We start from the raw sequence: 24,490 nt of genomic DNA, 5'->3' as shown, positions 1-24,490 counted from the left end.
GTCGTGCCGGTTGCTCGGGTCAGACCGAAGCGGTTTCCGGGACGATGTTGACCGTCTTGCGGCCACGCTTGGAGCCGAACTCCACCGCGCCCGCGGCCAGCGCGAACAGGGTGTCGTCGCCACCGCGACCGACGTTGACGCCGGGGTGGAACTTGGTGCCGCGCTGGCGGACCAGGATCTCGCCTGCGCTCACCTGCTGGCCGCCGAAGCGCTTCACACCGAGTCGCTGGGCGTTGGAATCGCGACCGTTGCGCGAGCTGGACGCGCCCTTCTTGTGTGCCATGTGTCAGTCCTCCTGAGGTCTTCTCGAACTGGTCGAACTACTTGATGCCGGTGACCTTGAGGACCGTCAGCTTCTGACGGTGACCCTGGCGCTTGTGGTAGCCGGTCTTGTTCTTGAACTTGTGGATGCGGATCTTGGGACCCTTGACGTGGTCGACGACCTCGCCGGTGACCGAGATCTTGGCCAGCTTGTCGGCATCGGTGGTCAGGTTCGACCCGTCGACGACCAACGCGACCGGCAGACTCACCGTGCTGCCGATCTCTCCGTCGATCTTCTCGACCTTCACAGTGTCGCCCTCAGCGACCTTGTACTGCTTTCCGCCGGTCTTGACGATCGCGTACGTTGCCATCGAAGTTTTCCTCTTACTCGTCTACTCGGACCCTCGGGGCGCTGACGCTCCTGGGGCGTTTGTGTTGTGCGTGCCGGGGCGGGCCGCAGGGTAGCCCGTCACGTGGCCGGGGAAGCTGCGGTTCGCACCAGAGGGCCTCCGACGGGATTCGCACCGTTGCTGTGCCGAAGCGGGCAGAACAGCGCAGACCCTCCGCAGGAGGCGACTTTCCAAGATTACGGGAACGTCGGTGGTCGGGTCAAACTCGCCCACCGCCGGCCCGTGACCAGTTGCCCCACTCCGGTCAGTCCTCGGCCGGCGGCGGTCCCGCCGGACGGCCGGCGCTGCGCTTGCGCGGCCGGCGCCGGACCGCGACGGCCGCCTCACCGGTGCCGGACGACACCGGGCCGAAAGTCGTGGTGGGGGTGTCCGGGACCACGTCGACCGCGGTCATCACCACGTTCTCGGGTGCCGTGGTCGTCTGCGCGGGACGCCGGACGACCCGGCGCCGACGCCGTGCGGCCGCCGGAGCCTGACCGTCGGACGACGTACCGGCGGACTCGGCGTCCGCCGATTCCGTCGCCGCCGGCTCCGTGACGGCAGCCTCTGTCGCGGCGGGCTCCGAAGCGACGGGCTCCGAAGCGACGGGCTCTGGGACGTCCGGCGCGGCGGCGGTGCGGTCCCCGGACGTGTCTGTCCCGGCCCCCGCGGCCGATTGCTCGGACGCCGCGACCGTCGGTGCCGTGTCACCGTCGGAACTTCGCGCAGCGTCGCCGTCGGGGTGTGGTCCGCCGTGTCCATCGTGGTCGTCGTCGTGGGAGTGCGCTGCCATCGCCCGGAACATCGGATGTTCGGCGGGCTTGTGGGCGGGCGCGACGGCCGGTGCGGCCTCCGGCTGTGCGTCGGCCTTCTTCTTGCCCCGACGCGACCGCTTCGAGCCCGAACCCTCCGCGCGTGCGGAGTCGTCGGACTTCACCTCGACGGGATTCGAGTGCACGATGATGCCCCGGCCGCTGCACGCGGTGCAGGTGGTCGAGAACGCTTCGAGCAGACCGGTTCCCAGACGCTTCCGGGTCATCTGGACGAGGCCGAGCGAGGTCACCTCGGACACCTGATGGCGCGTGCGGTCACGGGCGAGGGCCTCGGTCAGCCTGCGCAGCACCAGGTCCCGGTTGGACTCGAGGACCATGTCGATGAAGTCGACGATGATCATGCCGCCGATGTCGCGCAACCGCATCTGCCGCACGATCTCCTCGGCGGCCTCGAGGTTGTTGCGCGTCACGGTCTCCTCGAGGTTGCCGCCCGAGCCGGTGAACTTGCCGGTGTTGACGTCGACGACGGTCATCGCCTCGGTGTGCTCGATGATCAGCGTGCCGCCGGAGGGCAGCCACACCTTCCGGTCGAGGGCCTTCGCGAGTTGCTCGTCGATGCGGTGCACCACGAACGAATCCGGCGCGTCGGCATGCGGCTTCTCGAACTTCTCGACGCGCTCCATCAGATCCGAGGCCACCGAGCCGACGTAACCCTCGACCAGGTTCCAGGCCTTGTCGCCCTCGACGACGAGCTTCTTGAAGTCCTCGTTGAACAGGTCTCGGACCACGCGCACCAGGAGGTCGGGCTCCTCGTACAGCGGCTTCGGGTTCGACGACCCGCCCTTCTTGGCCTGTGTGACGGCCTCGTCGATGGTCTTCCACTGCGACTCGAGACGAGCGATGTCGGCACCGAGTTCCTCGGCGCTGACTCCCTCCGAGGCGGTGCGGATGATGACCCCGGCCTCGTCGGGGACGAGCTTCGCCAGGATCTGCTTGAGGCGTTTGCGCTCGACGTCGGGCAGCTTGCGGCTGATCCCCGTCGACGAACCACCCGGCACGTACACCAGGTAGCGGCCGGCCAGCGAGATCTGTGTGGTCAGTCGGGCGCCCTTGTGCCCCACCGGGTCCTTGCTGACCTGCACGAGAACGTTGTCGCCCGGCTTGAGCGCCTGCTCGATCTTGCGCGAACCGCCGTCGAGTCCGGCGGCGTCCCAGTTGACCTCACCCGCGTACAGGACACCGTTGCGTCCGCGGCCGATGTCGACGAATGCGGCCTCCATGCCCGGCAGTACGTTCTGGACCCGACCGAGATAGATGTTGCCGACCATCGACGACGACGTCGCGGTGGTCACGAAGTGTTCGACGAGGACGCCGTCTTCGAGGACCGCGACCTGGGTGTAGTCCTCGACCGCGGCGTGTTCGTGCCCGTCGTTTCCGGAGATGCGGCTGTTGGCGCTGCGTTCGCGGACGACCATGACCCGGTCGACCGCCTCGCGCCGCGCCAGGAACTCCGACTCGGTCAGGATCGGTGGCCGACGCCGGCCGGCATCGCGCCCGTCGCGGCGACGCTGGCGCTTGGCCTCGAGCCGCGTCGATCCCGAGATCCCCTGGACCTCGTCACGGGCGCGCTTGCTGCGCGGCTCGCGCTCGTGGACGACGGTGTTCGGCGGATCGTCGGGAGACACCTCTTCCGATTCGCCGCCACCCTTGCGACGGCGACGGCGGCGACGGCGACGAGTCGACGACGAATCGCCGGAGTCATCGTCACCGGAGGCGTCGTCGTCCGACTCGTCAGTGGTGTCGGAGTCGTCGGTGGCCTCGTCGGCACGGTCGCCCGACGAGCTCGAGGACTCGGCGTCACCCGACTTGTCCGAACCCGACCGGCGGCTGCGGCGCCGTGTGCGCTTGCCCGACGGGCGGCCTTCCTCCGAGCGCGACTCGTCGGACGACTCGTCGTCGGCGGAGGTGTCGTCGGCGGAGGTGTCGTCGGAATCGGTCTCGCCGGCGGTGCTGTCGGACTCGCGGGTCGCCTCGGCGCCCCGCCCGTCGGTGACGGCGGAGTCGTCTGCGTCGTCCGTGTCCGACTCGTCGGCGTCCGAGTCGTCCGTGTCGGACTCGCCGTCCGCGCCCTGGTCTCCCCGACCTCGCCCGCGCCCGCGCCGACCGCGCCGGCGCCGGCGACTCCGACCCGAACCCGAGTCGTCGCCGTTCGAGTCGTCGGTGTTCGAATCGTCGGCAGAGTCGTCGCCGTTCGAATCGTCGGTGCCATCGGGGGTCGAGCTGCCGGCGTTCGATTCGTCGGTCGTCGCCTCGTCCGCCTTCGCCACATCGGACGCCGACGCCTCGCGACCCCGCGCGCCGGCGGGTTCATCCCCGGATTCCGGGGTCGCGGCGGCCTCAGGGGCGGCAGTGCCGGCCGATTCGTCCTCGGCGTTCGCGTCGCCGCTGGCGCTCGTTTCGACCTTGGGCTTGGCGCGCCCCGAGCGGGCGGTGCGGGGCTTCTCGGCCGGTGCCTGCGGCTGCAGGAACAGCGGCTGCACGCCGGCAGACGTGTCGGCCTCGCCGGCAGACGATGCCACGGGCGCGTCGTACTGCGCCGACGCCGCCGAGAACAGTGTCGGGGCCTCGGCGGCCGGCGGTGTCGATGAGGCGTCGTCCGCGGGGGTCGGTGTCGGCTCGTCCGCGGTCGGCTCCGGATCGGCCGACGTGATCTCGGCTGATCCGGTCTCGGCCGGTGCGGGCTCCGCCGACGGCGCCTCGGTCGGGGTGTCGGCCGGCACTGTCTGCGCAGGCGTCTCGGCGTTCTCGTCGACGCCGGCCCGAACTCGTTCCGCCACGGCTTTCGCCAGGTCGCGGTCGACGCTGGATTGTGGGCTGCGGGTCTGCACGCCGAGGTTCGCCAGGTGAGCCAGTACCTGTCGACTCGTCAGGCCCAAGAAACGCGCCAGGGCGTGCACACGAAGTTTGCTGGGAAATTCCTCCGCCGATTCCGACGCTGCGTTCGCGTCAGCCGGCGACCCGTTGTCGGTCACTCAGTCTCCTCGAACCCCCGGGCGCGTCGGGCTGACGCGGCCACGCGAGGGTCTGCTCTGTGTCCCGGTCCGTGTCGGACCGGTGTTGTGTGGTCTGCGCGTCGTCACGACGACCCGACCTGCGGATCACCCGACGACGCTCTTGCTGTGTCGATGACCGCGTCCCCGGACGCCTTCCACGCCACCGGGCACAGGCAGAACCTGAGTGTTCGGCTGCTGGCAGCAGTGCGAACTCGGTGGGGTCAGCTGCGGTTCCGTGGCGTCGCGGTGCGTCAGTGCCGCACCGCGACGCGCCGGAACCAGGGCGCGTCATCCGGTTGTCGTCGACAAAGTGTGTCGGCGATAACTGCACAAGTATCCCACACCGCGGTCGGATGACCGCAAAGGATGAGCGTTTGACCGCGCGCGTCGAGCTGGAGACCCCGTTTCAGCCCTCGAGTCCGGGAAACCAGAGGGCGATCTCACGCTGCGCCGATTCGGGCGAATCAGACCCGTGGACCAGGTTGTATTGCGTGTCGAGCGCGAAGTCGGCGCGGATGGTTCCGGGCACGGCCTTCTCCACCGGATCGGTGCCGCCGGCGATCTGCCGGAACGCGGCCACCGCGCGGGGTCCTTCGAGGACTGCCGCAACCAGCGGGCCCGAGGTGATGAACTCGAGCAGCGAGGGATGGAACGGCTTGCCCTCGTGCTCGGCATAGTGTCCGCGGGCGACCTCGTCGCCGGCGGTCTTGAGCTCGAGAGCCACCAGGGTCAAGCCCTTGCGCTCGATGCGGCTGATGATGTCGCCGACGAGGCCGCGTTCGACGCCGTCCGGCTTGATGAGTACGAGAGTGCGTTCAGTCACGCTGACACCCTATCGACCGGCTGTGATTCCGCACCGGTCAGGAGCAGTACTCACCCGCAACCGGGAAGAAACCGTAATTGAAGAGACTCCCGGTGCGGGAGCGCGGATCGACGATCACCTGAACGCATCCGCCCGGTGAGGCGAGTGCGCCGGCCAGCGCGAGGTCGAACTGTTGCGCCAGACCGAGATTCGCGGGCCGGTATTGAGCCGGCACAGGAAGACTGGCGATCGCCTCGGGCGCCTTCATCGAGGCGGCGCGCTCGGTGATCGCGTGTGTGGCGACATAGCTGTACTCCCCCGGCCCGACGGGAACCGGCGCATCGGCGACGGGCGCTCCCGTGAAGTTCGCGATCGCGACCGGGGGCTGCTCGTCCTCCGGAGCCGCGGCGGCCGATGCCGGGACGGCCAGCGCGAGTGCCGCGCCGGCCAGGACAGCCGCGGGGAGCAGAGTGCGGCGGGTGCGGTCGAAGATGGCGGTCCGGGAGAGCTGCAACTGCACGTATGTCCTCACATCGGGTGTATCGGAATGGGGTTCGACAAGCTGCGAGGAACGACCTGTCGCCCCCGCGGCTTGGGCCATTGTTGCAGCAAGCTCCCCACACCGGCCCGGTTCGGCGATAACGGTCCGGCCACAGGTCTTGCGGCCACCAAACCCCGGCCTGATCAACGCGAACACGGCTGGTCACATGTCCGGGGCCGGCGGCACCGCCCGATTTCCCGGTTACTCGATCGGCTCCTGGCCGGGCAGCATCCCGCGCTCGACACGCTTCTCGACGTCGGCCTTGATGTAGCGGATGTAGAGCCAGACCGACCCGAAGATGATCCCCACCACCGCGATCGACCAGTGGAAGATCCCGCCGACGATCAGGACCACCTGCAGGATGAGATCGAGGGTGATCGCGTACGGCCGTCCCTGGACCCCGGCGGCGAGGATCATCGCGATGACGACCAGCGTGAGGTACCCGCCCGACAACCAGGTCAGACCGTCGCCGAGGCGCCACACGATCGGGAATGCCAGGATCACGACGATGACCTCGAGGATCATCGTGCCGGCCATCACGCCGCGCAACCCCTTCCACGGATCGTTCGTGGGTGGGGTGTACCGGGTCATGAGGGTTCCTTACCGAAAAGAGTTCGCGCGGCACCGGCGGTCACGACGGACCCGGTGATGACCACGCCGGCTCCCGACACGCGCTCCCCGTCGGCCTCCTCGGCCAAGGCGATGGCCTCTTCGACCGCATCGGGCAGGAAGGGTTTGACGACCACGCGGTCCTCGCCGAACACCTCGCGCGCGTATTCCGCGAGCGATTCGGGATCGAGGGCACGGGGAGATCCGTTGTCGGTGACGACGACGGCGTCGAGCACCGGTTCCAGGGCCTCGAGGACCCCACGGGCGTCCTTGTCGCCGAGCACGCCGACCACGCCGACGAGACGACGGAAGTCGAATTCCTCGGCCAGGGCCTGCGCGAGCGCGGCCGCGCCGTGCGGATTGTGCGCCGCGTCGGCGAACACCGTCGGCGCGCTGCGCAGCCGTTCGAGCCGCCCCGGGTTCTCGACTGTCGCGAAACCCGCACGGACGGCATCGATGTCGAGTTGCCGGTCGGCACCCGCACCGAAGAACGCCTCCACCGCAGCGAGGGCCAGCGCGGCATTCGCCGCCTGATGCGCGCCGTGCAACGGCACGAATATCTCGTCGTAGACACCGCCGAGACCCTGGATGGTGAGCATCTGCCCGCCGACGGCGATGACCGAATCGAGGACCGCGAACTCCGAACCCTGGCGGGCGACGATGGTGCCCGCGTCCACGGCCGCGCGCAGCAGGACGTCCATGACCTCGGGGCTCTGCTCGGCGATGACCGTGACGGGGTCGACGGTCCCGGCGGCATCGGGTTCGGCGGCCTTGATGATTCCGGCCTTCTCCCCCGCGATCGCGGTCAGCGTGTCGCCGAGATAGTCCGCGTGGTCCATCGCGATCGGCGTGATGACCGAGACCGTGCCGTCGATGACGTTGGTCGCGTCCCAGCGCCCACCCATGCCGGTCTCCACGACCGCCACGTCGACGGGCGCCTCGGCGAACACCGCGTACGCCATCGCGGTCAACACCTCGAACTTGCTCATCCGCGGTCCACCCGCCGTCGTCGACGAATCGTCGACCATGGTGATGTACGGCTCGAGTTCCCGGTAGGTGTCGATGTAGGTGCGAGCGGGGATCGGCCTGCCGTCCACCGAGATCCGCTCGGTGACCCGCTGCAGGTGCGGACTCGTGATCCGGCCGGTGCGCCGGTGCAGCGCGGACAGCAGGGCATCGACCATCCGGGTGACCGACGTCTTGCCGTTGGTTCCGGCGATGTGGATGGCCGGGTAACCCTGCTGCGGAGACCCGAGCAGGTCCATGAGCGTCGCGATCCGGGTCAGCGACGGCTCGATCTTCGTCTCGGGCCACCGGGTGTCGAGCTCTGCCTCGACGTCGGCGAGTTCGGCGAGCTCGTCGGCGCTGTCGGTGACGCGCAACGGCGCCGGCTCGGCATCCCGATCGGGTTCGTCCTCGTCCATGATCGCCGAGAGACCCAGGGGGTCACCCGCCGCATCCATTCCCAGGACGGCGGGGTCCTCTTCGGGGAAACCGTTGTCGTCACTCACGCGCCGGCCAGACTCGCCAGCTTCGCGTTCAGCCGCTCGACCTCTTCGGTCGCGATCCGCTGTCGGTCCCGGATCTTGGCGACCACGTGGTCCGGCGCCTTGGAGAGGAACTGCTCGTTGCCCAGTTTCGCCGACGTCGTCGACAGTTCCTTCTCGGCGACCGCCAGGTCCTTCGTGAGTCTCTTGCGCTCGGCCTCGACGTCGACGGTGCCCGAGGTGTCGATCGCGACGACCACCGTGGCCACACTCAGTCGGACCTCGATGGTCGCGGTCGCACCGAAGTCCGGTCCGGCCGGATCGAGGCGCGCCAGGGAGGTCACGTACGGCAGCAGCGGTTCGAGCCCGGCTTCGCCGAGTCCGTCGAACTGGACGGAGACGCGCTGACCCGGACGCAGGCCCTGATCGCTGCGGAAACGGCGGACCTCGGTGATCAGTCGTTGCAGATCGTCCACGCGGGCCGCCGAATCCGACGACCATTCGCGTCCCGACGTGGTCGGCCACGGTGCGACCACGAGAGATTCGCCCCCGGTGAGGGTCTTCCAGAGCACCTCGGTGACGAACGGCATCACCGGCGACAGCGCCCTCAGCAACGGTTCCAGGACCGCGCCGAGCACGAGCGCGGTTGATTCCGAACGGTTCTCGTCGTTCTGGGCGATCTGCACCTTCGCCAGCTCGAGGTACCAGTCGCACACCTCGTCCCAGGCGAAGTGGTAGAGCGCCTCGCAGGCCTTGGAGAACTCGTAGGACTCGAATCCGGCGTCGACCTCGGCGAGCACCTCATCGAGGCGGCCGAGGATCCACCGGTCGGCGTCGGTCAGCGTCTCCGCGTCGGGCAGCTCACCGACCTTCGCACCGTTCATCAGTGCGAACTTGGTGGCGTTGTAGAGCTTGGTCGCGAAGTTGCGCGACGACTGGGCGTGGTCCTCACCGACCGAGATGTCCGAACCGGGATTGGCGCCGCGGGCAAGCGTGAAACGCAGGGCGTCGGCGCCGAAGCGCTCCACCCAGTCCAGCGGGTCGATGCCGTTGCCCTTCGACTTCGACATCTTGCGACCGTGCTCGTCGCGCACCAGCCCGTGCAGGAACAGGTTGTGGAACGGGATCTCGTTGCCCGGCCCCAGATCCTTGCCGACGTAGGTGCCGAACATCATCATCCGGGCCACCCAGAAGAACAAGATGTCGTATCCGGTGACGAGAACCGAAGTGGGATAGAACTTCTCGAGATCCGCGGTCTGGTCGGGCCAGCCCATCGTGGAGAACGGCCACAGCCCGGAGGAGAACCACGTGTCGAGGACGTCGGTCTCCTGGACGTAACCCTCGGGGGCCTGCTCGTCGGGTCCGACGCAGACCACGTCACCATCGGGTCCGTACCAGATCGGGATGCGGTGACCCCACCACAGCTGACGCGAGATACACCAGTCGTGCATGTCGTCGACCCAGGCGAACCAGCGCGGTTCCATCGACTTCGGATGGATCACCGTCGACCCGTCGCGCACCGCGTCGCCGGCCGCCGCGGCCAGCCTGTCCACCGCCACCCACCACTGCATCGACAGTCGGGGTTCGATCGGTTCGCCGGTCCGCTCCGAGTGACCGACGCTGTGCAGGTACGGACGCACTTCTTTGACGATCCGGCCCTGTTCGGCCAGCGCCTCGCGCACCTTGACGCGCGCCTCGAACCGATCCATGCCGTCGAATTCGGTTCCGGTGTCGGCGATCCGGGCCGAGGAGTCCATGATCGTCGGCATCGGCAGATCGTGTCGCTGCCCGAGCGCGAAGTCGTTGGGATCGTGCGCCGGGGTGATCTTCACTGCGCCACTGCCGAATTCCGGGTCGACATAGTCGTCGGCGACGACCGGGATCATCCGGTCGACGAACGGGTGCGGCAGTTCGGTGCCGACCAGGTGCGCATAACGGTCATCGTCGGGATGCACCGCGATCGCGGTGTCGCCGAGCATCGTCTCCAGCCGGGTCGTCGCGACGACGATGTGGGGTTCGGCGTCGTCGAGCGATCCGTAGCGGAAGCTGACGAGCTCGCCCTCCACGTCCGCGTAGCTCACCTCGATGTCGCTGACGGCCGTCTTGAGGACCGGCGACCAGTTGACCAGTCGCTCCGCCTGGTAGATCAACCCATCGTCGAACATCTTCTTGAACACCGTGTGCACCGCGCGCGACAGACCCTCGTCCATCGTGAATCGCTCGCGTGACCAGTCGACGCTGTCGCCGAGGCGACGCATCTGCTCACCGATGTTGCCGCCGATCTCGGCCTTCTCGGCCCACACGCGGTCGATGAACGCCTCCCGGCCGAGGTCGTCGCGCGTCTTGCCCTCGGCGGCGAGCTTGCGCTCGACCATCGTCTGCATCGCGATCGCCGCGTGGTCCATGCCGGGCAGCCACAGCACCTCGTAGCCCTGCATGCGACGACGACGCGAGAGCGCGTCCATCAGGACGTGCTCATAGGCATGACCCATGTGCAGGGAGCCGTTGACATTCGGCGGCGGGATCACGATGGAGAACGGCGGTTTGTCGCTCGCCGCGTCCGCGGTGAAGTACCCGGCGTCCACCCAGCCCTGGTAGAGCGACGCCTCGTGCTCAGCGGGGTCCCAGGACTTGGGCAACCCGGTCTCGGGTACGGCAGTCCGGGACGACGCTGTGTCGGGCAACGCGGATGTCTGGTCGGGTGATGTCACGGGCGCTATTCTATGTTTCCGCCGGGCCGGACCTCGCCCGGGACCCGTCGGTGCACCCGCGCTCCCGCTAACCCGGCGACACGCGCAACCGGTGCAGGTCCTCGGGGGCGTTGACGTTGACGAGCCAGTCCGGTTCGGACACTCCGACGCGATGGGTGTTGAGCGCCTCGATCGCGCCGAGCATGCGTCGTTCGCCGCTCGCGACGAGATCGGCGATCTGTGCGGCCGCGTCCGTGCGGTAGATCCCCGCCATCGGATGATCCCGCTGCGCGTCGCGCGCGATGACCGCCTGGGTGGAGCCCGTCATCCCCAGCCGCAGCTCGTCGATCAGCTCCGGGGCGATGAGCGGCATGTCCGTGGCACAGACGAACGCGTACTCGGCGCCCGCCGCGGCAGCCGCGGACAGACCCGCGACGAGACCGCCCAGCGGACCCGTCCCCTCCTGCTCGTCGGTCACCCAGTGCACCTTCGACGAATCGATACCCGGCGCCGCACGGTCGCGGATGTCGTCGACACCGCGGAACGCGGCGGACGTCTCGCCCGCCACGACCAGCACCGGATCGCATCGCTGCGACACCACGCGCACCACCCGGGCGAGCATGGGTTCGCCCTCCCAGTCCAGCGCGGCCTTGTCGCTGCCCATCCGCCGCGAGCGTCCGCCTGCCAGTACCAGAGCGGCGATCACCGATGTGTCCGATCCCGTGTGTTGAGTCACAGTGACCAGTGTGCGCGATGCGGCACACGATGGGGGCAAGATGGACATCATGAGCAACACGCACGACCGGAACTCCTCGACCCACGACGTCGATGACCCGCGCGAGGTCCGGCGCAAGCATCGGAAGTCCTACGCCGCCGGGGTCCCGGCCGTCGCGGTCGCTCTCAAGCGCGGGGTCGAGCAGATGGGCGCGCTCCGGACGGCGCAGACCCTGATCAAGCTCAACCAGCGCGACGGATTCGACTGCCCGGGTTGCGCCTGGCCGGAGACGCCGGGACACCGCAAGCACGCCGAGTTCTGCGAGAACGGCGCCAAGGCGGTCGCCGAGGAGGCCACGCGTCGCGCCGTCACCCCCGACTTCTTCGCCGCCCACAGCCTCGACGACCTGCGCACGCGCAGCGGCTACTGGCTCTCGCAGCAGGGTCGTCTGGCCCACCCGATGTTCCTCGGTCCGGGTGACACCCACTACCGCCCGATCAGCTGGGACCAGGCCAACGCGGTCATCGCCGACGAACTCGCCGCGATGGACTCGCCCCACGAGGCGGTGTTCTACACCTCGGGGCGCACCAGCAACGAGGCCGCCTTCCTGTATCAGCTCTTCGCCCGGAGCCTGGGTACCAACAACCTGCCCGACTGTTCGAACATGTGCCACGAGTCGTCCGGCGCCGCACTCGGCGCGTCGATCGGCATCGGCAAGGGTTCGGTGACCGTCCCCGATCTCGAGGCCGCCGACCTGATCCTCATCGCCGGCCAGAATCCCGGCACCAACCACCCGAGAATGCTCGCCACGCTGGAGAAGGCGAAGCACAACGGCGCCCGGATCGTCGCGATCAACCCGCTCCCCGAGGCCGGCCTGATGCGCTTCAAGGACCCGCAGAAGGTCGGTGGACTCGTCGGCGCGGGTACCAAACTCGCCGACGACTTCCTGCAGGTCCGGCTCGGCTCCGACATGGCACTGTTCCGCGGCGTCGCACGTCTGCTCCGCGATGCCGAACGAGCCGCGCCCGGAACAGTTTTCGACCACGAATTCCTCGACGAGTCGTGTGCCGGGGTCGAGGAGTACCTCGCCCTGCTCGACGACGTCGACCTCGACGAGATCGCCGACGTCACCGGCGTGACTCGCGCGCAGATCGAGGAGCTCGCGCGAACGGTCGCCACCTCGCGCCGCATCGTCCTGTGCTGGGCGATGGGCCTCACCCAGCATCGGCACGGCGTGGCGACGATCGCCGAGGGCACCAACGTGTTGCTCCTGCGCGGCATGATCGGCCGTGTCGGCGCCGGACTGTGCCCGGTTCGCGGGCATTCCAACGTCCAGGGCGACCGCACGATGGGCATCTTCGAGAAGATGCCAGAGTCCTTCCTCGCCGCCCAGGACGCCGAGTTCGGCATCACTTCCCCACGCGAGCACGGGTACGACACCGTCGCCGCCATCACCGCGATGGCCGCCGGGAAGGTCCGCGTCTTCGTCGGGATGGGCGGTAACTTCGTGTCGGCCTCACCCGACACCGAGGCGACCGCCGAGGCTCTCCGGCGCTGCGCACTCACCGTGCACGTGTCCACCAAACTCAACGAGTCCCATCTGGTCACCGGCCGCAGCGCACTCATCCTGCCGACGCTCGGCCGCACCGACCGGGACGTCATAGACGGTGTGGCGCAACGTGTCTCGGTGGAGGACTCGATGTCGGCGGTGCACCTCTCACGCGGGTCGCTGCCGCCGGTGTCCGAGCATCTGCGCAGCGAGGTCGCCATCATCTGCGATCTGGCAACCCGAGTCTTCGGCACCGGCCATCCGGTTCCGTGGCAGGAGCTCAAACGCGACTACGACCGCATCCGCGACCGGATCGAGCGGGTCGTCCCCGGCTTCGACGACTTCAACATCCGCGTCCGACGCAGTGACGGCTTCGTACTGCCGCACCCGCCCCGCGACACCCGGTCGTTCGACACCCCCAACGGCAAGGCCAACTTCGCGCTTCATCCGCTCGAATGGGTGGACATCCCGGCCGACCGCCTGATCCTGCAGACGCTCCGCAGCCACGACCAGTACAACACCACCGTCTACGGCCACGACGACCGTTACCGCGGCATCTCCGGCAACCGCCACATCGTGATGGTCAACCCCGACGACGTCACGACGCTCGGTCTGCGCGCCGGACAGCTCGTCGACATCGTCTCCGAGTTCGACGGCGAGGGCGGGGTCGAGGAGCGACGGGTCCGCGGCTTCGAGGTCGTCCCCTACGACACGCCGCGCGGGAACGCCGCCGCATACTATCCGGAGACCAATCCGCTGGTTCCGCTCGGATCGGTGGCCAAGGAGTCGAACACGCCGGTGTCCAAGGCCGTGGTCGTCCGGTTGGAACCGGCCGAACCCGCCTAGCCGTCGAGGACGAACAAGAGAGCCCCGCCCGGATTCGGGCGGGGCTCTCTTGTGTCTGCGAAAGGTGTTGTGCGTCAGGCGGTCTTGTCGCGGCGTTCGTCGCTGGAGGCCTTGCGGGGCACGATCGTCGGCAGGACGTTGTCCCGGACGGTCTCGCCCGTCACGACGACCTTCTCGACGTCGTCCCGGCTCGGGATGTCGTACATCACCGGTAGCAGGACCTCTTCCATGATGGCCCGCAGGCCACGGGCACCGGTGCCGCGGTGGATCGCCTGGTCGGCGATCGCCTCGAGCGCATCCTTGGTGAACTCGAGTTCCACGTTGTCCATGTCGAACAGGCGCGTGTACTGCTTCACCAATGCGTTCTTCGGCTCCGACAGGATGCTGACCAGCGAATCCTTGTCCAGGTTGGTCACCGAGGCCACGACCGGGAGCCGGCCGATGAACTCGGGGATCAGGCCGAACTTGATCAGGTCCTCCGGCATCACGTCGGCGAACTGATCCGACGTGTCGACCTCGTCCTTGCTCGCCACCTCGTTACCGAAACCGAGGCCGCGCTTGCCGATCCGCTCGGACACGATCTTCTCGAGTCCCGCGAACGCACCGGCGACGATGAAGAGCACATTCGTGGTGTCGATCTGGATGAACTCCTGGTGCGGGTGCTTGCGTCCGCCCTGCGGCGGCACCGACGCCTGAGTGCCCTCGAGGATCTTCAGAAGCGCCTGCTGGACGCCCTCGCCCGACACATCGCGTGTGATCGACGGATTCTCGCTCTTGCGTGCGATCTTGTCGACCTCGTCGATGTAGATGATGCCGGTCTCGGCCCGCTTCACGTCGTAGTCGGCGGCCTGGATCAGCTTCAGCAGGATGTTCTCGACGTCCTCACCGACATAGCCCGCCTCGGTGAGCGCGGTCGCATCGGCGATCGCGAACGGCACGTTGAGCATCTTCGCCAGCGTCTGCGCCAGGTACGTCTTGCCGCATCCGGTGGGGCCGAGCATGAGGATGTTCGACTTCATCAGCTCGACGGTCTCACCCGTGCGGGAGTCCTTCTTCTCCCCCGCCTGGATGCGCTTGTAGTGGTTGTACACCGCCACCGCGAGCGTTCGCTTCGCGGTGTCCTGGCCGATCACGTACTTCTCGAGGAAGTCGCGGATCTCGGTCGGCTTGGGCAGCTCGTCGAGCTTGACGTCGCCGTTCTCCGCCAGTTCCTCTTCGATGATCTCGTTGCACAGGTCGATGCACTCATCGCAGATGTACACGCCGGGGCCGGCGATGAGCTTCTTCACCTGCTTCTGGCTCTTGCCGCAAAAAGAGCACTTGAGCAGGTCGCCACCGTCTCCGATTCGTGCCATCTCGCGCTGTACCTACTTCCTCGTTGCCGGACTGTCGTGTCTGGTCCGTCGCGTCGCACGCAGCCGGGCATGGGTCATTTGATCGACACTCGAATGCCCAGTAACCCGACGGTACCCGCGTGCCGCCCGAACTTCGACCGATAAGGCCAAATGTCGCGGCAGAAAATCACCGGGACTTCTGTACTGCCACAACTACTTCTTCATGGACTTCTTGCGATATTCGAAGACCTCGTCGATGATGCCGTACTCCTTGGCCGCCGCAGCGGTCAGGATGTTGTCGCGGTCGGTGTCCTTGCGGATCTTCTCCTTGTCCTGGCCGGTGTGGCCGGACAGGATCTCGTCGAGGCGATCGCGGATGCGCTCGATCTCGGCGGCCTGGATCTCGAGGTCGGACACCTGACCCTGGTATGCACCACCGGTGCGCGGCTGGTGGATCAGGACCGTGGCGTTCGGCAGCGCCGCACGCTTGCCGGGTGTTCCGCCGGCGAGGAGGATTGCCGCGGCCGAGGCCGCCTCACCGAGGCAGACGGTGACGATGTCGCAGTGCACGTACTGCATCGTGTCGTAGATCGCGAGCATGTCCGGCACGCTGCCGCCCGGCGAGTTGATGTACATGGTGATGTCACGATCGGGGTCCTGCGACTCGAGCACCAGCAGCTGTGCCATGACGTCGTTGGACACGACCTGGTCGATCGGGGTCCCGACGAACACGATCCGCTCTTCGAAGAGCTTCGCGTACGGGTCGTACTGACGCTGGCCGTTCGGCGTGTGCTCGATGAACTGCGGCAGGATGTACCGCGCCTCGATGTTCTTCAGCGCCAGGGCCGACGCAGGGATTCCGGCGGCGACCTCGGCGGGCAGGCCGTCGAAGGAAAGGGAATTGGTCATGTGATGCTCCAGTGAGTAGAGGTGGCTCGGAGATGGTCGGATCACGCGATCACGGAGTGGATCCCTGGCCCGGTCGCGAGATCACCTTGTCGACGAAGCCGTACTCCCGGGCCTCTTCGGCGGTGAACCACTTGTCGCGGTCGGCGTCGGCCTCGATCTTCTCGAGCGGCTGACCGCTGAACTCGGCGTTGAGCTTGTTCATTTCCTTCTTGGTCAGCGCGAACTGCTCGGCCTGGATCGCGATGTCGGCGGCGGTACCGCCGATGCCTGCGGACGGCTGATGCATCATGATGCGCGCGTGCGGCAGCGCGTGCCGCTTGCCCTTGGTGCCGGCGGCGAGCAGGAACTGCCCCATCGACGCGGCCATGCCCATCGCGTAGGTCGCGACGTCGCACTCGGCGAGCTGCATGGTGTCGAAGATCGCCATGCCCGCGGTGACCGAGCCACCGGGCGAGTTGATGTAGAGGTGGATGTCCTTCTGCGGGTCCTCGGCGGCGAGCAGCAGGATCTGCGCGCACAGCCGGTTGGCGATCTCGTCGTCCACCTGGGTGCCCAGGAAGATGATGCGCTCGCGCAGCAGACGCTCGAACACCGAATCGGTCAGGTTCAACCCAGCCATACCCGAACTCATCGAGGGTGTGTGGATGGTCGGCTCACTCACAGGTTCCTACCTTTGCCTTGTTGTCATGACCTGTGCGTCATCTCGGATGACGCACACGCTCATCGAATACTTCTCTGATGACGTCCTCACCGACACTAACCAATCGAGACCCCCGGGCACTCCCGAGGACACGCCACTTCGCTGAGAGCAGAACCACTTCGGCACCGTGAACGGCCCGTGCGCGATGGTGGACCGACGGCAATCGCCGGCCCTCGTGGACGAGGACCGGCGATGTGCGTGATCACAATGCGGCACGCATGGCCGCGGTGGAGCCGATCAGTTGTCGGCGTCGGACTCCTCGGTTGCGGATTCCTCGGCGTCGTCCTTGCCACCGAAGTACTCGGCGGTGTCGACGGTGGTGCCGTTGGTGTCGGTGACGGTCACATCGCCGACGATGGCGGCCAGCGACTTGCCGCGACGGACGTCGGCGTAGACGGCCCCGACCTGGTTGGCCTGAGTCAGCTGCTGGATGAACTCCTGCGGCTGCATGCCGTACCGCTGGGCGGTGAAGATGATCTGCTGGGTCAGCTCGTCCTGGCTGACCTCGGTGTCCTGCTGATCGGCGATGGCGTCGAGCAGCAGCTGCTGCTTGACCGACTTCTCGGCCTCCTCGCGGGATTCGGCATCCCACTCCTCGCGGGTCTTGCCCTGCGCCTCGAGGAACTTGGCGACCTGCTCATCGTCGTGCCCGAGGGCGTGGATGACCTGGTGCTGCTGGCCTTCGACCTCTTCGTCGACGACCTTCTCGGGCAGCGGGATCTCGACGGTCTCGAGCAGCTTCTCGAGCACGGCGTCGCGGATCTTGTTGGCCTGCTCCAGCTTCGCGGACTGCTCGACGCGCTCGGCGAGGCTGGCACGCAGTTCCTCGACGGTGTCGAACTCGCTGGCCATCTGGGCGAACTCGTCGTCGACCTCGGGCAGCTCGCGCTCCTTGACCGACTGCACGGTCACCTTCACGAGCGCTTCCTCTCCGGCGTGATCGCCGGCGACGAGCTTGGTCGTGAACTCCTTGTCCTCGCCGGCCTTCAGACCGATGAGCGCCTCGTCGAGTCCGTCGATGAGCTGACCGGAGCCGACCTCGTGCGACAGGCCCTCGGTGGTGGCCTCCTCGACGGGCTCGCCGTCGACGGTCGCCGCCAGGTCGATCGAGACGAAGTCGCCGTTCTCGATGCCGCGCTCGACACCCTTGAGGGTGCCGAAGCGGGCGCGCAGCCCTTCGAGCTGCTCGTCGACCGCGGCCTCGTCGACCTCGATCGCGTCGACCTCGACCGACAGGGTCGAGTAGTCGGGCAGGGTGATCTCGGGACGGACGTCGACCTCGGCGGTGAAGGACACCGACTCGCCGTACTTCAGCTCGGAGAGGTCGATCTCGGGCTGGCCGATGGCCTTGGTCTCGGTCTCGGCGACGGCCTCGGAGTACTTGGCCGGGATGGCGTCGTTGACGACCTGGGCGAGGATCGAATCGCGACCGACGCGGGCTTCGATCAGCTTGGCGGGCGCCTTGCCCGGACGGAATCCGGGGATCCGGATCTGCTGGGCCAACGACCGGTAGGCCCGGTCGAAGTCTGCCGACAGCTCCTCGAACGGGACCTCGACGTTGAGCTTGACCCGGGTCGGGGTGAGTTGCTCGACAGTGCTCTTCACGCCTGAATACTCCTTATATCTGCGGTGGTGGAAGTTCGGTCGTTCGCGGGCCGTGCACCGGGTGACCGGTCGGGCCACATCGATCAAGTCGGGATGACAGGATTTGAACCTGCGACCCTCCGCTCCCAAAGCGGATGCGCTACCAAGCTGCGCCACATCCCGGGGTCCGAACACGCGACGAGCACCCCGGAGGGCGACCGCGCATCAGGGCCAACAAGAGATAGTACGTGCCGCCGCTGCCGACCCCGCGCACGGGTGTCCGAAGCGTCACGGAACCGGGGACGCCCGACGCGTGCCGCAGCCGTAACACCGACCCCGATTTTCGGTTCCCGCCCCACTGCCGGTACAGTCACTGATCGCACGCGCCACCGTGTTTTCGACGGCCATCGCGAGCAACGCGGGTGTAGCTCAATGGTAGAGCCCTAGTCTTCCAAACTAGCTACGCGGGTTCGATTCCCGTCACCCGCTCCATTGGGTCCGGAGGCATCACGCCTCCGGACCTTCTGCATTTCAGGGCGCCGTTTCAGGGCGCCGGGGGCGCGTTCCACGGCAGCGGCAGCGGCACGTACTCGTACTCGATCTCGGGGGCCGGCTCCTCTTCGGGATGTCCGGGCGACGTCGGATCACCGGGGCCGGTCGAGACGATCGGCGGCGGGCAGGGCGCGAACTGGCCGTTGCCGATGGCCATCTTGCAGGGCTCGGCGTTCGCGAGTCCCGCGCTTCCGATGAATGCCGCTGCGGCGAATGTCAGTGTTGCAATGAGTCTGGTCATCGACTTTCCTAACGGTGTCTCACCTCTCGTGCCGGAGAGGTTGCGAGATGTAGAAGCGCACTCCTTCCCGGGGCACCGCGTACCGCCCCCGCCATCGACGCTCCTCTGTCGTGCGCGCGTCACACCCGGTTCCGCTCCGGATGTCTCAGATCGCAGCCCGAGTCACCCGACCGGACCACACCCACGCGCACGATCACCGCAACCCGACCGCGCTGTGATCCTCGCCACACCAGGCGTACCGTTGACCCATGTCCTCCAGCCACACGAAAACCCAGCGCCGGTGCGGCTCCTGCGGCGCCCCCCTGTACGTACGCCGAGACGTCACCGAGTCCGAGGCCGGCATCGGCCGCGTCGACGTGATGCTCGTCTGCCGGGACGAAGCATGCTCGCAACCAGCGCGGCACCTCCGGACCGAGCACCCACAACCCGCCTGACCGAAAACCCAACGAACTCCAAAGCCCAAGTAACACTGGGACAAACGATCCTGTTGACATCGGCGGGACGTCGACGAAGATGAGTCCCGTTCGTCGACGTCGGGACATGCGACACCCCGAATGTGATGACCGTCACATGTAGTGCCCGCAGCTACGCTCACCTTGGGTTTTGCGACGTCGTACTCCCCGTTCGCGATCGCGGGGTCATTCAGCGTGCGCGACTCCTTGGACCCAAGACAACGGTTGTGTAACGATGGTGCAGCGCTCAGGCCGATGCGCGGACAGACCCATCGAACCGAAGGTACGACCTGTGTTGAACTCCCCAACGCCGACCTCGCGCGCCTCGCGCCGCCGCTCGGCTCGACGCCTCACGGCTGTCGTCTTCGGCGTCCTGGCGATGGCCCTCGCCCTTCCCGGTGTCGCGAACGCCGTCCCGGTGACCGTGATCCCCGGCCTGCCGCCGGTCGAGATCCCCGCCGTCCCGGGCCTGCCGACCCCGCCGGCGCCGAGCACTCCCGAGGCTCCGCAGCCGCCGTCGTCGACGACGACCGAGGAGAAGCCCGCCGACCCGGCCATCCCGAACGTGAAGACCGAGACCGGCTACATCGCGCTGGCCGACGACAACACCCACACCATCACCTGGTGGCACAACGGTGAGGTCGTGAAGAAGATGCCGATCTCGATGGGGTCCGACAAGAACCCGACCCCCCACGGCGTCTACTACACCAAGGAGAAGTACCGCGACATGTACATGGATTCGTCCACGTACGGCGTCCCGGTGGACTCCGCCGAGGGCTACCGGACCTACGTCGAGTACGCCACGCGCATGTCGTGGGACGGAATCTTCATCCACGCGGCGCCCTGGTCGGTCAACCAGCAGGGTCGCAGCAACGTCAGCCATGGCTGCATCAACGTGACCACCGAGTACGGCAAGTGGGTGTACGACAACGTCCCCCGCAACACCCCGATCGTGGTCCGCAACACCATCGGACCGAAGTACCAGAACACCTAGGTCAGCAACAGACAGCACAGGGGCCGGTCACCAGTGGTGACCGGCCCCTGTCGCGCGCTACGCGGCGGTGCGGGCGGCGAACGTCGCCTGCACCTGTAGCCATCGCGCGATCACCTGACAGCCGGTGGAGGCGGGATCGGTGACCGAGGCCCGCCGGTAGGGTTCGCTCCCGTAGGACGTGTGCCGACCGCCCGCGGCATTCGACACCCACAGACCGCTGATGCGCATCCGCGCCGGCAGGTAGCACCGGACCTCACGCCACGCAGCCGTGAGACGTCCCAGGTCGCGACGCCACTGCGCCGGCCGGACGGAGGTGCGTCGCGCGTTCTGCAAGTCATTGGCGCGCAGCACATCCCACGCACTCCTGCCCCATCGGCCGAGTCCGGCGAAGGTCATCGACCCGGTGAGGTCGGCGACGTCACGCACGAGTGAGTCCGCACCCGCGTTGCAGATCATGTCCTCGGCCGCGCCCACCCAGTGCACCGGGACCCCTGCGGGCAGGTCGACTCCGGGGCCGGCGACGCCCCATCCGCGACAGCCGGGCACCACACCGGGTGGCTGGTGCGGATCGGCGACCAGACCCACGCCGATCACCCGGTCCAGGGCGGGCGGCGTGTCGGTCGCGCTGCCGGCGGCCAGGTCGGCGAGGGCGGCGCGAATGACCACGGCTCCCTGCGAGTAACCCACCAGGGCAATCGGACCTGTCGAGGCACGGATGGCCGCGCGCAGACTGGATGCGCCGAGGGCAACGCTCTCGACGAAACTCATCCCACCCGGTGCCGGGGCAGGCCCGTAGCTCGCCGGGTATCCGATCCAGCGACAGACGAAGCGGTCGTCGAGTTCGTCCGCCACGCCTGCCAGAAGGCCCGACACGTCGGTCCGGGTGTCGCCCGCGAAGGACTCCCCCGTCCCACCGACCACGAAGACGGTGACCGCCGACGACGCGTCGCCCGGTCGTCCGGGACCGACTCCTTGACTCTGCTGCACCCACCCATCGTGGCGCCGGCATGTGTGAACCGGCCGCAGGGTCGCTGAGGGCTCGCTGAGAGTCCCTCCGCGGGTATGGCGACGCGGGTCAGGACGCCTGGGCAGGCGGCGGTTTCGCGACGTAGTCGGCGGTCTCGATGATCGCGACGAAGAATCCGCTTCCCTCGATCACGTTGGCGCTGTGCACCAGTCCGGCCGGGATGTAGATACTCGCCGGCGCCTCGACCTCGTAGACCTCGTCGCCGAGGGTGATCTCGTAGACGAGGCGGTCGAGCGACAACAGGATGTTGATCTCCGGGCAGTCGTGCACATGCGGCTCGCAGTAGTCACGGGCGGCAGCCGACACGGCGCGCATCTCGTGCGCCACGACACGCTTCTCCGCTTCCGGGAACAGATCGCCGCCGGCCAGTACACGGCGGGTGATCGGCGCATCGGCGGCCCCGTGGAAAGGTACGTCTTTCAGTGGGGACACCTCGCCCCGCGAGATCAATCCGGCATGAGACCGGATGCTTTCGCTGATTGTCACACTGCCCCCTCTGTCATCCCCGACCCTTCGCATGAGTAAGGAACTCATGGTCTTGCACGATGCTACTAAGGTTCGGCTACCCACACCGACCGGGCAGTAACGTGTCAGGTCTGACAGACGGGGCACCAATACAGTTTTCGCGCTTCGAGGTCGGCGACGAGGACGGGGGTTCGGCAGATCCGGCACGGCTCCCCGGCCCGCCGGTACACGTAGGTTCGCGGCCGGTTCGGCGCGTACGCCGGCGCGCCGGAATCATCCTCGGGACGTATCACGTGGATGCGTCCACGACGTACACCGATCTTCATGAGGTCCACCAGATCGGCCCACAGCGCGTCGAATTCCTCACGGAGAACACGCTTTCCGGGACGCATCGGGTCGATGCCCGCACGGAAGAGGATCTCGGCGCGATACACGTTGCCGATCCCCGCGATGACTTTCTGGTCCATCAGCAGGGCGCCGATGGGGCGCGCGGACCGCGAGATCGCAGCCCATGCCCGCCCGGGGTCGGCGTCGCGTCGGAGTGGATCCGGACCGAGGCGGGCTATCAACGTCTCGAGGTCGGCGGGGTGGTAGATCTCACAGGCCGTCGGTCCGCGAAGGTCCGTGGCGGCGGTCTCACTCTCGATTCGGAGTCGAACCTGCCCCACCGGTTCGGGCACGGGCACCGGGAGTTCGGTGAAGGCGCCGTAGAGGCCGAGATGGATGTGCACCAGACGCTCGGTGCGATCATCTCGGTATCGATGCACGACGTGTTTGCCCCAGGCCTCGGCGGCGTGGAAGGTCAGTCCGTCCACCGCCGCCGCACCGTCGGCGAACCGCCCCTGCGGGCTGCTGACGCGGACCTGCGTGCCGCCGAACAGACGCTGCTGGCGACGCGCGAGTCGATGAAGAGTGTGGCCCTCGGGCACGGGCTGCGCCGGTGGCCTACTGGGCCGGGGCCGCCGGCACCTCGGGAGCCTCACCGGTGCGCTCGTACTCGGCGAGGATGTCGATGCGACGCTGGTGCCGCGCCTCCTCCGACCACGGGGTGGCGAGGAAGGCGTCGACGATGGCGAGCGCCTCGTCGGTGCTGTGCATCCGGCCACCGATTCCGATGAGTTGCGCGTTGTTGTGCTGCCGGGCCAGCTGTGCGGTCTCGACGCTCCAGGCGAGTGCGCAGCGGGCACCGGGGACCTTGTTGGCAGCGATCTGTTCGCCGTTGCCACTGCCGCCCAGCACGATTCCCAGGCTGCCGGGGTCGGCGACGGTCCGGGACGCGGCGGCGATGCAGAACGCCGGGTAGTCGTCGGCGGGATCCATCACATGGGCTCCGCAGTCCACGACCTCGTGGCCGGCCGTCGCGAGATGATCGGCGATCTGGTTCTTGAGTTCGAATCCGGCATGGTCGGCACCGAGATAGACACGCATGGCGCCACTATAGATTGAGGGCGTGGACACGCCCCTGCCCATCCCCCGCGAGCCGAACGGCGGCGCACCCGCCTCCGGGGTGCCGATCCCGAACGTGCCCGGTGTCGCCGACCCGCCGCCACCTGCTCCCGCCGACCCCGCCCGTCGGTGGCTGCGTCCGGCCCACTACGCGGCGAGGCCTCGGCTCCATCCCTGGGAGATCCCCGCACTCGTGGTGGTCATCCTCGCGACGGTGCTGGGATACGCGGCGATCATCGTGCTCGTGGCGCTCGGCATGCTCGACCAGCTGTTGCTGGGTGCGCTGCTGTTTCCGCTCCTGCTCTTCGTGATCCGCGGTCTGACCTACGCGTCTCCGCGGGTGAACGGTGTGCAGATGACGCCGACCCAGTTCCCGGACGGGCATCGGATGGTCGTCGAGGCCGCGGCGCGCTTCGGCCTCGAATACGTGCCCGACGCCTACGTCGTCCTCGGCAACGGCGCGATCAACGCGTTCGCCTCCGGGCACGGGTTCCGACGCTTCGTCGTCGTGTATTCCGACCTGTTCGAGGTGGGTGGCGCGGCCCGGGACCCCCAGGCACTCGAGTTCATCATCGGCCACGAGGTCGGCCACATCGCCGCCGGGCACACCTCGTACTGGCGACAGCTCTCGACGATCGTCGGCATGAACATCCCGGTCCTCGGGGCCGCGCTGTCCCGCGCGCAGGAGTACAGCGCCGACAACTATGGGTATTACGCCAGACCCGGTGGCGCACCCGGTGCCATCGGAGTCCTGGCCGCGGGCAAATACATGCTCTCGGCGGTGGACTTCGACCAGTTCGCCGACCGGGCGACCCACGAGCGCGGCTTCTTCACCTTCTTGACCAATGCGATGTCCTCGCATCCGGTGCTGACCTGGCGCGCGGCCGCTCTCCGCGACCGGACCCGTGCGGGCGCGATGCTGTTGCGTCCGCGCCGGATCGTCCGCGGTGTCGGCAGCGGGAACGTGGTGGCGGTGCCACCGCCACCACATCCCGCCGCCCTCGCGCCCGGCGGACTACCCAACGGCATGGAACCCCCGCCACGTTTCTGACGCGGAAGTCCGTTGCGGCA

The 24,490-nt window shown here is 67.8% G+C and carries 22 protein-coding genes and 2 tRNA genes; 5 read left to right on the top strand and 19 right to left on the bottom strand.

Annotation, left to right across the window (positions count from 1 at the left end; genetic code table 11):
* Positions 1-19: 19 nt before the first annotated feature.
* The 9 genes from rpmA to mobA form a co-directional block, all read right to left on the bottom strand.
* Positions 20-283 carry a 50S ribosomal protein L27 gene (gene rpmA, locus AC3B6C_RS17610; RefSeq protein WP_004019626.1) on the bottom strand — a complete coding sequence of 88 codons (264 nt, stop codon included), beginning with the start codon at positions 281-283 and terminating at the stop codon, positions 20-22.
* A gap of 37 nt (positions 284-320) precedes the next feature.
* Entirely contained in the window at positions 321-632 is a 312-nt protein-coding gene (gene rplU / locus AC3B6C_RS17605) for a 50S ribosomal protein L21 (RefSeq protein WP_004019625.1), read from the bottom strand.
* Positions 633-915: 283 nt separating this feature from the next.
* On the bottom strand, positions 916-4,455 hold the full coding sequence (locus AC3B6C_RS17600; RefSeq protein WP_488373629.1) for a translation initiation factor IF-2 N-terminal domain-containing protein: 3,540 nt from the start codon (positions 4,453-4,455) through the stop codon (positions 916-918).
* A gap of 427 nt (positions 4,456-4,882) precedes the next feature.
* Entirely contained in the window at positions 4,883-5,299 is a 417-nt protein-coding gene (ndk, locus tag AC3B6C_RS17595; RefSeq protein WP_010841617.1) for a nucleoside-diphosphate kinase, read from the bottom strand.
* Between the two features lie 37 nt (positions 5,300-5,336).
* Positions 5,337-5,798 (bottom strand): hypothetical protein, encoded by a 462-nt coding sequence (locus AC3B6C_RS17590; RefSeq protein ID WP_488373628.1) that lies wholly within the window; start codon positions 5,796-5,798, stop codon positions 5,337-5,339.
* 222 nt (positions 5,799-6,020) lie between these two features.
* Complete coding sequence (locus AC3B6C_RS17585) at positions 6,021-6,410, bottom strand: DUF4233 domain-containing protein (protein WP_010841619.1); 390 nt, start codon at positions 6,408-6,410, stop codon at positions 6,021-6,023.
* Positions 6,407-7,939, bottom strand: a complete 1,533-nt coding sequence (gene folC / locus AC3B6C_RS17580; protein ID WP_488373627.1) for a bifunctional tetrahydrofolate synthase/dihydrofolate synthase — start codon at positions 7,937-7,939, stop codon at positions 6,407-6,409. Before folC ends, AC3B6C_RS17585 begins: the two co-directional genes overlap by 4 nt.
* Entirely contained in the window at positions 7,936-10,626 is a 2,691-nt protein-coding gene (locus AC3B6C_RS17575; RefSeq protein ID WP_055474769.1) for a valine--tRNA ligase, read from the bottom strand. Before AC3B6C_RS17575 ends, folC begins: the two co-directional genes overlap by 4 nt.
* Before the next feature lie 67 nt (positions 10,627-10,693).
* On the bottom strand, positions 10,694-11,311 hold the full coding sequence (gene mobA / locus AC3B6C_RS17570) for a molybdenum cofactor guanylyltransferase (protein ID WP_014926435.1): 618 nt from the start codon (positions 11,309-11,311) through the stop codon (positions 10,694-10,696).
* Positions 11,312-11,381: 70 nt separating this feature from the next.
* Here mobA and AC3B6C_RS17565 point away from each other — a divergent pair, with 70 nt between their 5' ends.
* Positions 11,382-13,715, top strand: a complete 2,334-nt coding sequence (locus AC3B6C_RS17565; protein WP_488376293.1) for an FdhF/YdeP family oxidoreductase — start codon at positions 11,382-11,384, stop codon at positions 13,713-13,715.
* Positions 13,716-13,789: 74 nt separating this feature from the next.
* On the opposite strand, the gene clpX is transcribed toward AC3B6C_RS17565, so the two are convergent.
* The 5 genes from clpX to AC3B6C_RS17540 all read right to left on the bottom strand — a co-directional run bounded on the left by clpX (position 13,790) and on the right by AC3B6C_RS17540 (position 18,425).
* The gene (clpX, locus tag AC3B6C_RS17560) at positions 13,790-15,070 is read right to left on the bottom strand and encodes an ATP-dependent Clp protease ATP-binding subunit ClpX (protein WP_010841624.1); all 1,281 of its coding nucleotides are present in this window, start codon (positions 15,068-15,070) and stop codon (positions 13,790-13,792) included.
* Positions 15,071-15,262: 192 nt separating this feature from the next.
* Complete coding sequence (locus AC3B6C_RS17555) at positions 15,263-15,958, bottom strand: ATP-dependent Clp protease proteolytic subunit (protein WP_010841625.1); 696 nt, start codon at positions 15,956-15,958, stop codon at positions 15,263-15,265.
* Positions 15,959-16,007: 49 nt separating this feature from the next.
* Positions 16,008-16,619, bottom strand: coding sequence for an ATP-dependent Clp protease proteolytic subunit (locus tag AC3B6C_RS17550; RefSeq protein ID WP_014926432.1), 612 nt, complete (start codon positions 16,617-16,619; stop codon positions 16,008-16,010).
* Between the two features lie 276 nt (positions 16,620-16,895).
* Entirely contained in the window at positions 16,896-18,263 is a 1,368-nt protein-coding gene (tig, locus tag AC3B6C_RS17545; protein ID WP_055474766.1) for a trigger factor, read from the bottom strand.
* An 88-nt stretch (positions 18,264-18,351) separates the two neighbouring features.
* Positions 18,352-18,425, bottom strand: a tRNA-Pro gene (locus AC3B6C_RS17540).
* Between the two features lie 235 nt (positions 18,426-18,660).
* Between AC3B6C_RS17540 and AC3B6C_RS17535 the strand changes: the two genes are divergently transcribed.
* Positions 18,661-18,734 (top strand) — tRNA-Gly (locus AC3B6C_RS17535).
* A 52-nt stretch (positions 18,735-18,786) separates the two neighbouring features.
* On the opposite strand, the gene AC3B6C_RS17530 is transcribed toward AC3B6C_RS17535, so the two are convergent.
* Entirely contained in the window at positions 18,787-19,035 is a 249-nt protein-coding gene (locus tag AC3B6C_RS17530) for a hypothetical protein (RefSeq protein ID WP_488373626.1), read from the bottom strand.
* A gap of 248 nt (positions 19,036-19,283) precedes the next feature.
* Between AC3B6C_RS17530 and AC3B6C_RS17525 the strand changes: the two genes are divergently transcribed.
* Both AC3B6C_RS17525 and AC3B6C_RS17520 read left to right on the top strand, forming a co-directional pair.
* A complete protein-coding gene (locus tag AC3B6C_RS17525; RefSeq protein WP_081637187.1) occupies positions 19,284-19,469 on the top strand; it encodes a hypothetical protein in 186 nt (61 codons plus the stop codon).
* A 253-nt stretch (positions 19,470-19,722) separates the two neighbouring features.
* Positions 19,723-20,481 carry a L,D-transpeptidase gene (locus AC3B6C_RS17520; RefSeq protein ID WP_014926430.1) on the top strand — a complete coding sequence of 253 codons (759 nt, stop codon included), beginning with the start codon at positions 19,723-19,725 and terminating at the stop codon, positions 20,479-20,481.
* Between the two features lie 57 nt (positions 20,482-20,538).
* On the opposite strand, the gene AC3B6C_RS17515 is transcribed toward AC3B6C_RS17520, so the two are convergent.
* From AC3B6C_RS17515 to AC3B6C_RS17500, 4 genes are all read right to left on the bottom strand, one after another.
* Positions 20,539-21,468 carry a PE-PPE domain-containing protein gene (locus AC3B6C_RS17515; RefSeq protein WP_488373625.1) on the bottom strand — a complete coding sequence of 310 codons (930 nt, stop codon included), beginning with the start codon at positions 21,466-21,468 and terminating at the stop codon, positions 20,539-20,541.
* An 88-nt stretch (positions 21,469-21,556) separates the two neighbouring features.
* A complete protein-coding gene (locus AC3B6C_RS17510; protein ID WP_010841631.1) occupies positions 21,557-21,994 on the bottom strand; it encodes a cupin domain-containing protein in 438 nt (145 codons plus the stop codon).
* 104 nt (positions 21,995-22,098) lie between these two features.
* A complete protein-coding gene (locus AC3B6C_RS17505) occupies positions 22,099-22,902 on the bottom strand; it encodes an Fpg/Nei family DNA glycosylase (RefSeq protein ID WP_488373624.1) in 804 nt (267 codons plus the stop codon).
* Positions 22,903-22,918: 16 nt separating this feature from the next.
* On the bottom strand, positions 22,919-23,401 hold the full coding sequence (locus AC3B6C_RS17500; protein ID WP_488373623.1) for a ribose-5-phosphate isomerase: 483 nt from the start codon (positions 23,399-23,401) through the stop codon (positions 22,919-22,921).
* Between the two features lie 22 nt (positions 23,402-23,423).
* Between AC3B6C_RS17500 and AC3B6C_RS17495 the strand changes: the two genes are divergently transcribed.
* Complete coding sequence (locus tag AC3B6C_RS17495; protein ID WP_488373622.1) at positions 23,424-24,470, top strand: M48 family metallopeptidase; 1,047 nt, start codon at positions 23,424-23,426, stop codon at positions 24,468-24,470.
* Positions 24,471-24,490: the final 20 nt, after the last annotated feature.

Source organism: Gordonia sp. 11cp (genome assembly GCF_057767225.1).
The sequence above is the reverse complement of the archived record's forward strand: the minus strand, read 5'-3'. Positions and strand labels throughout refer to the sequence as shown.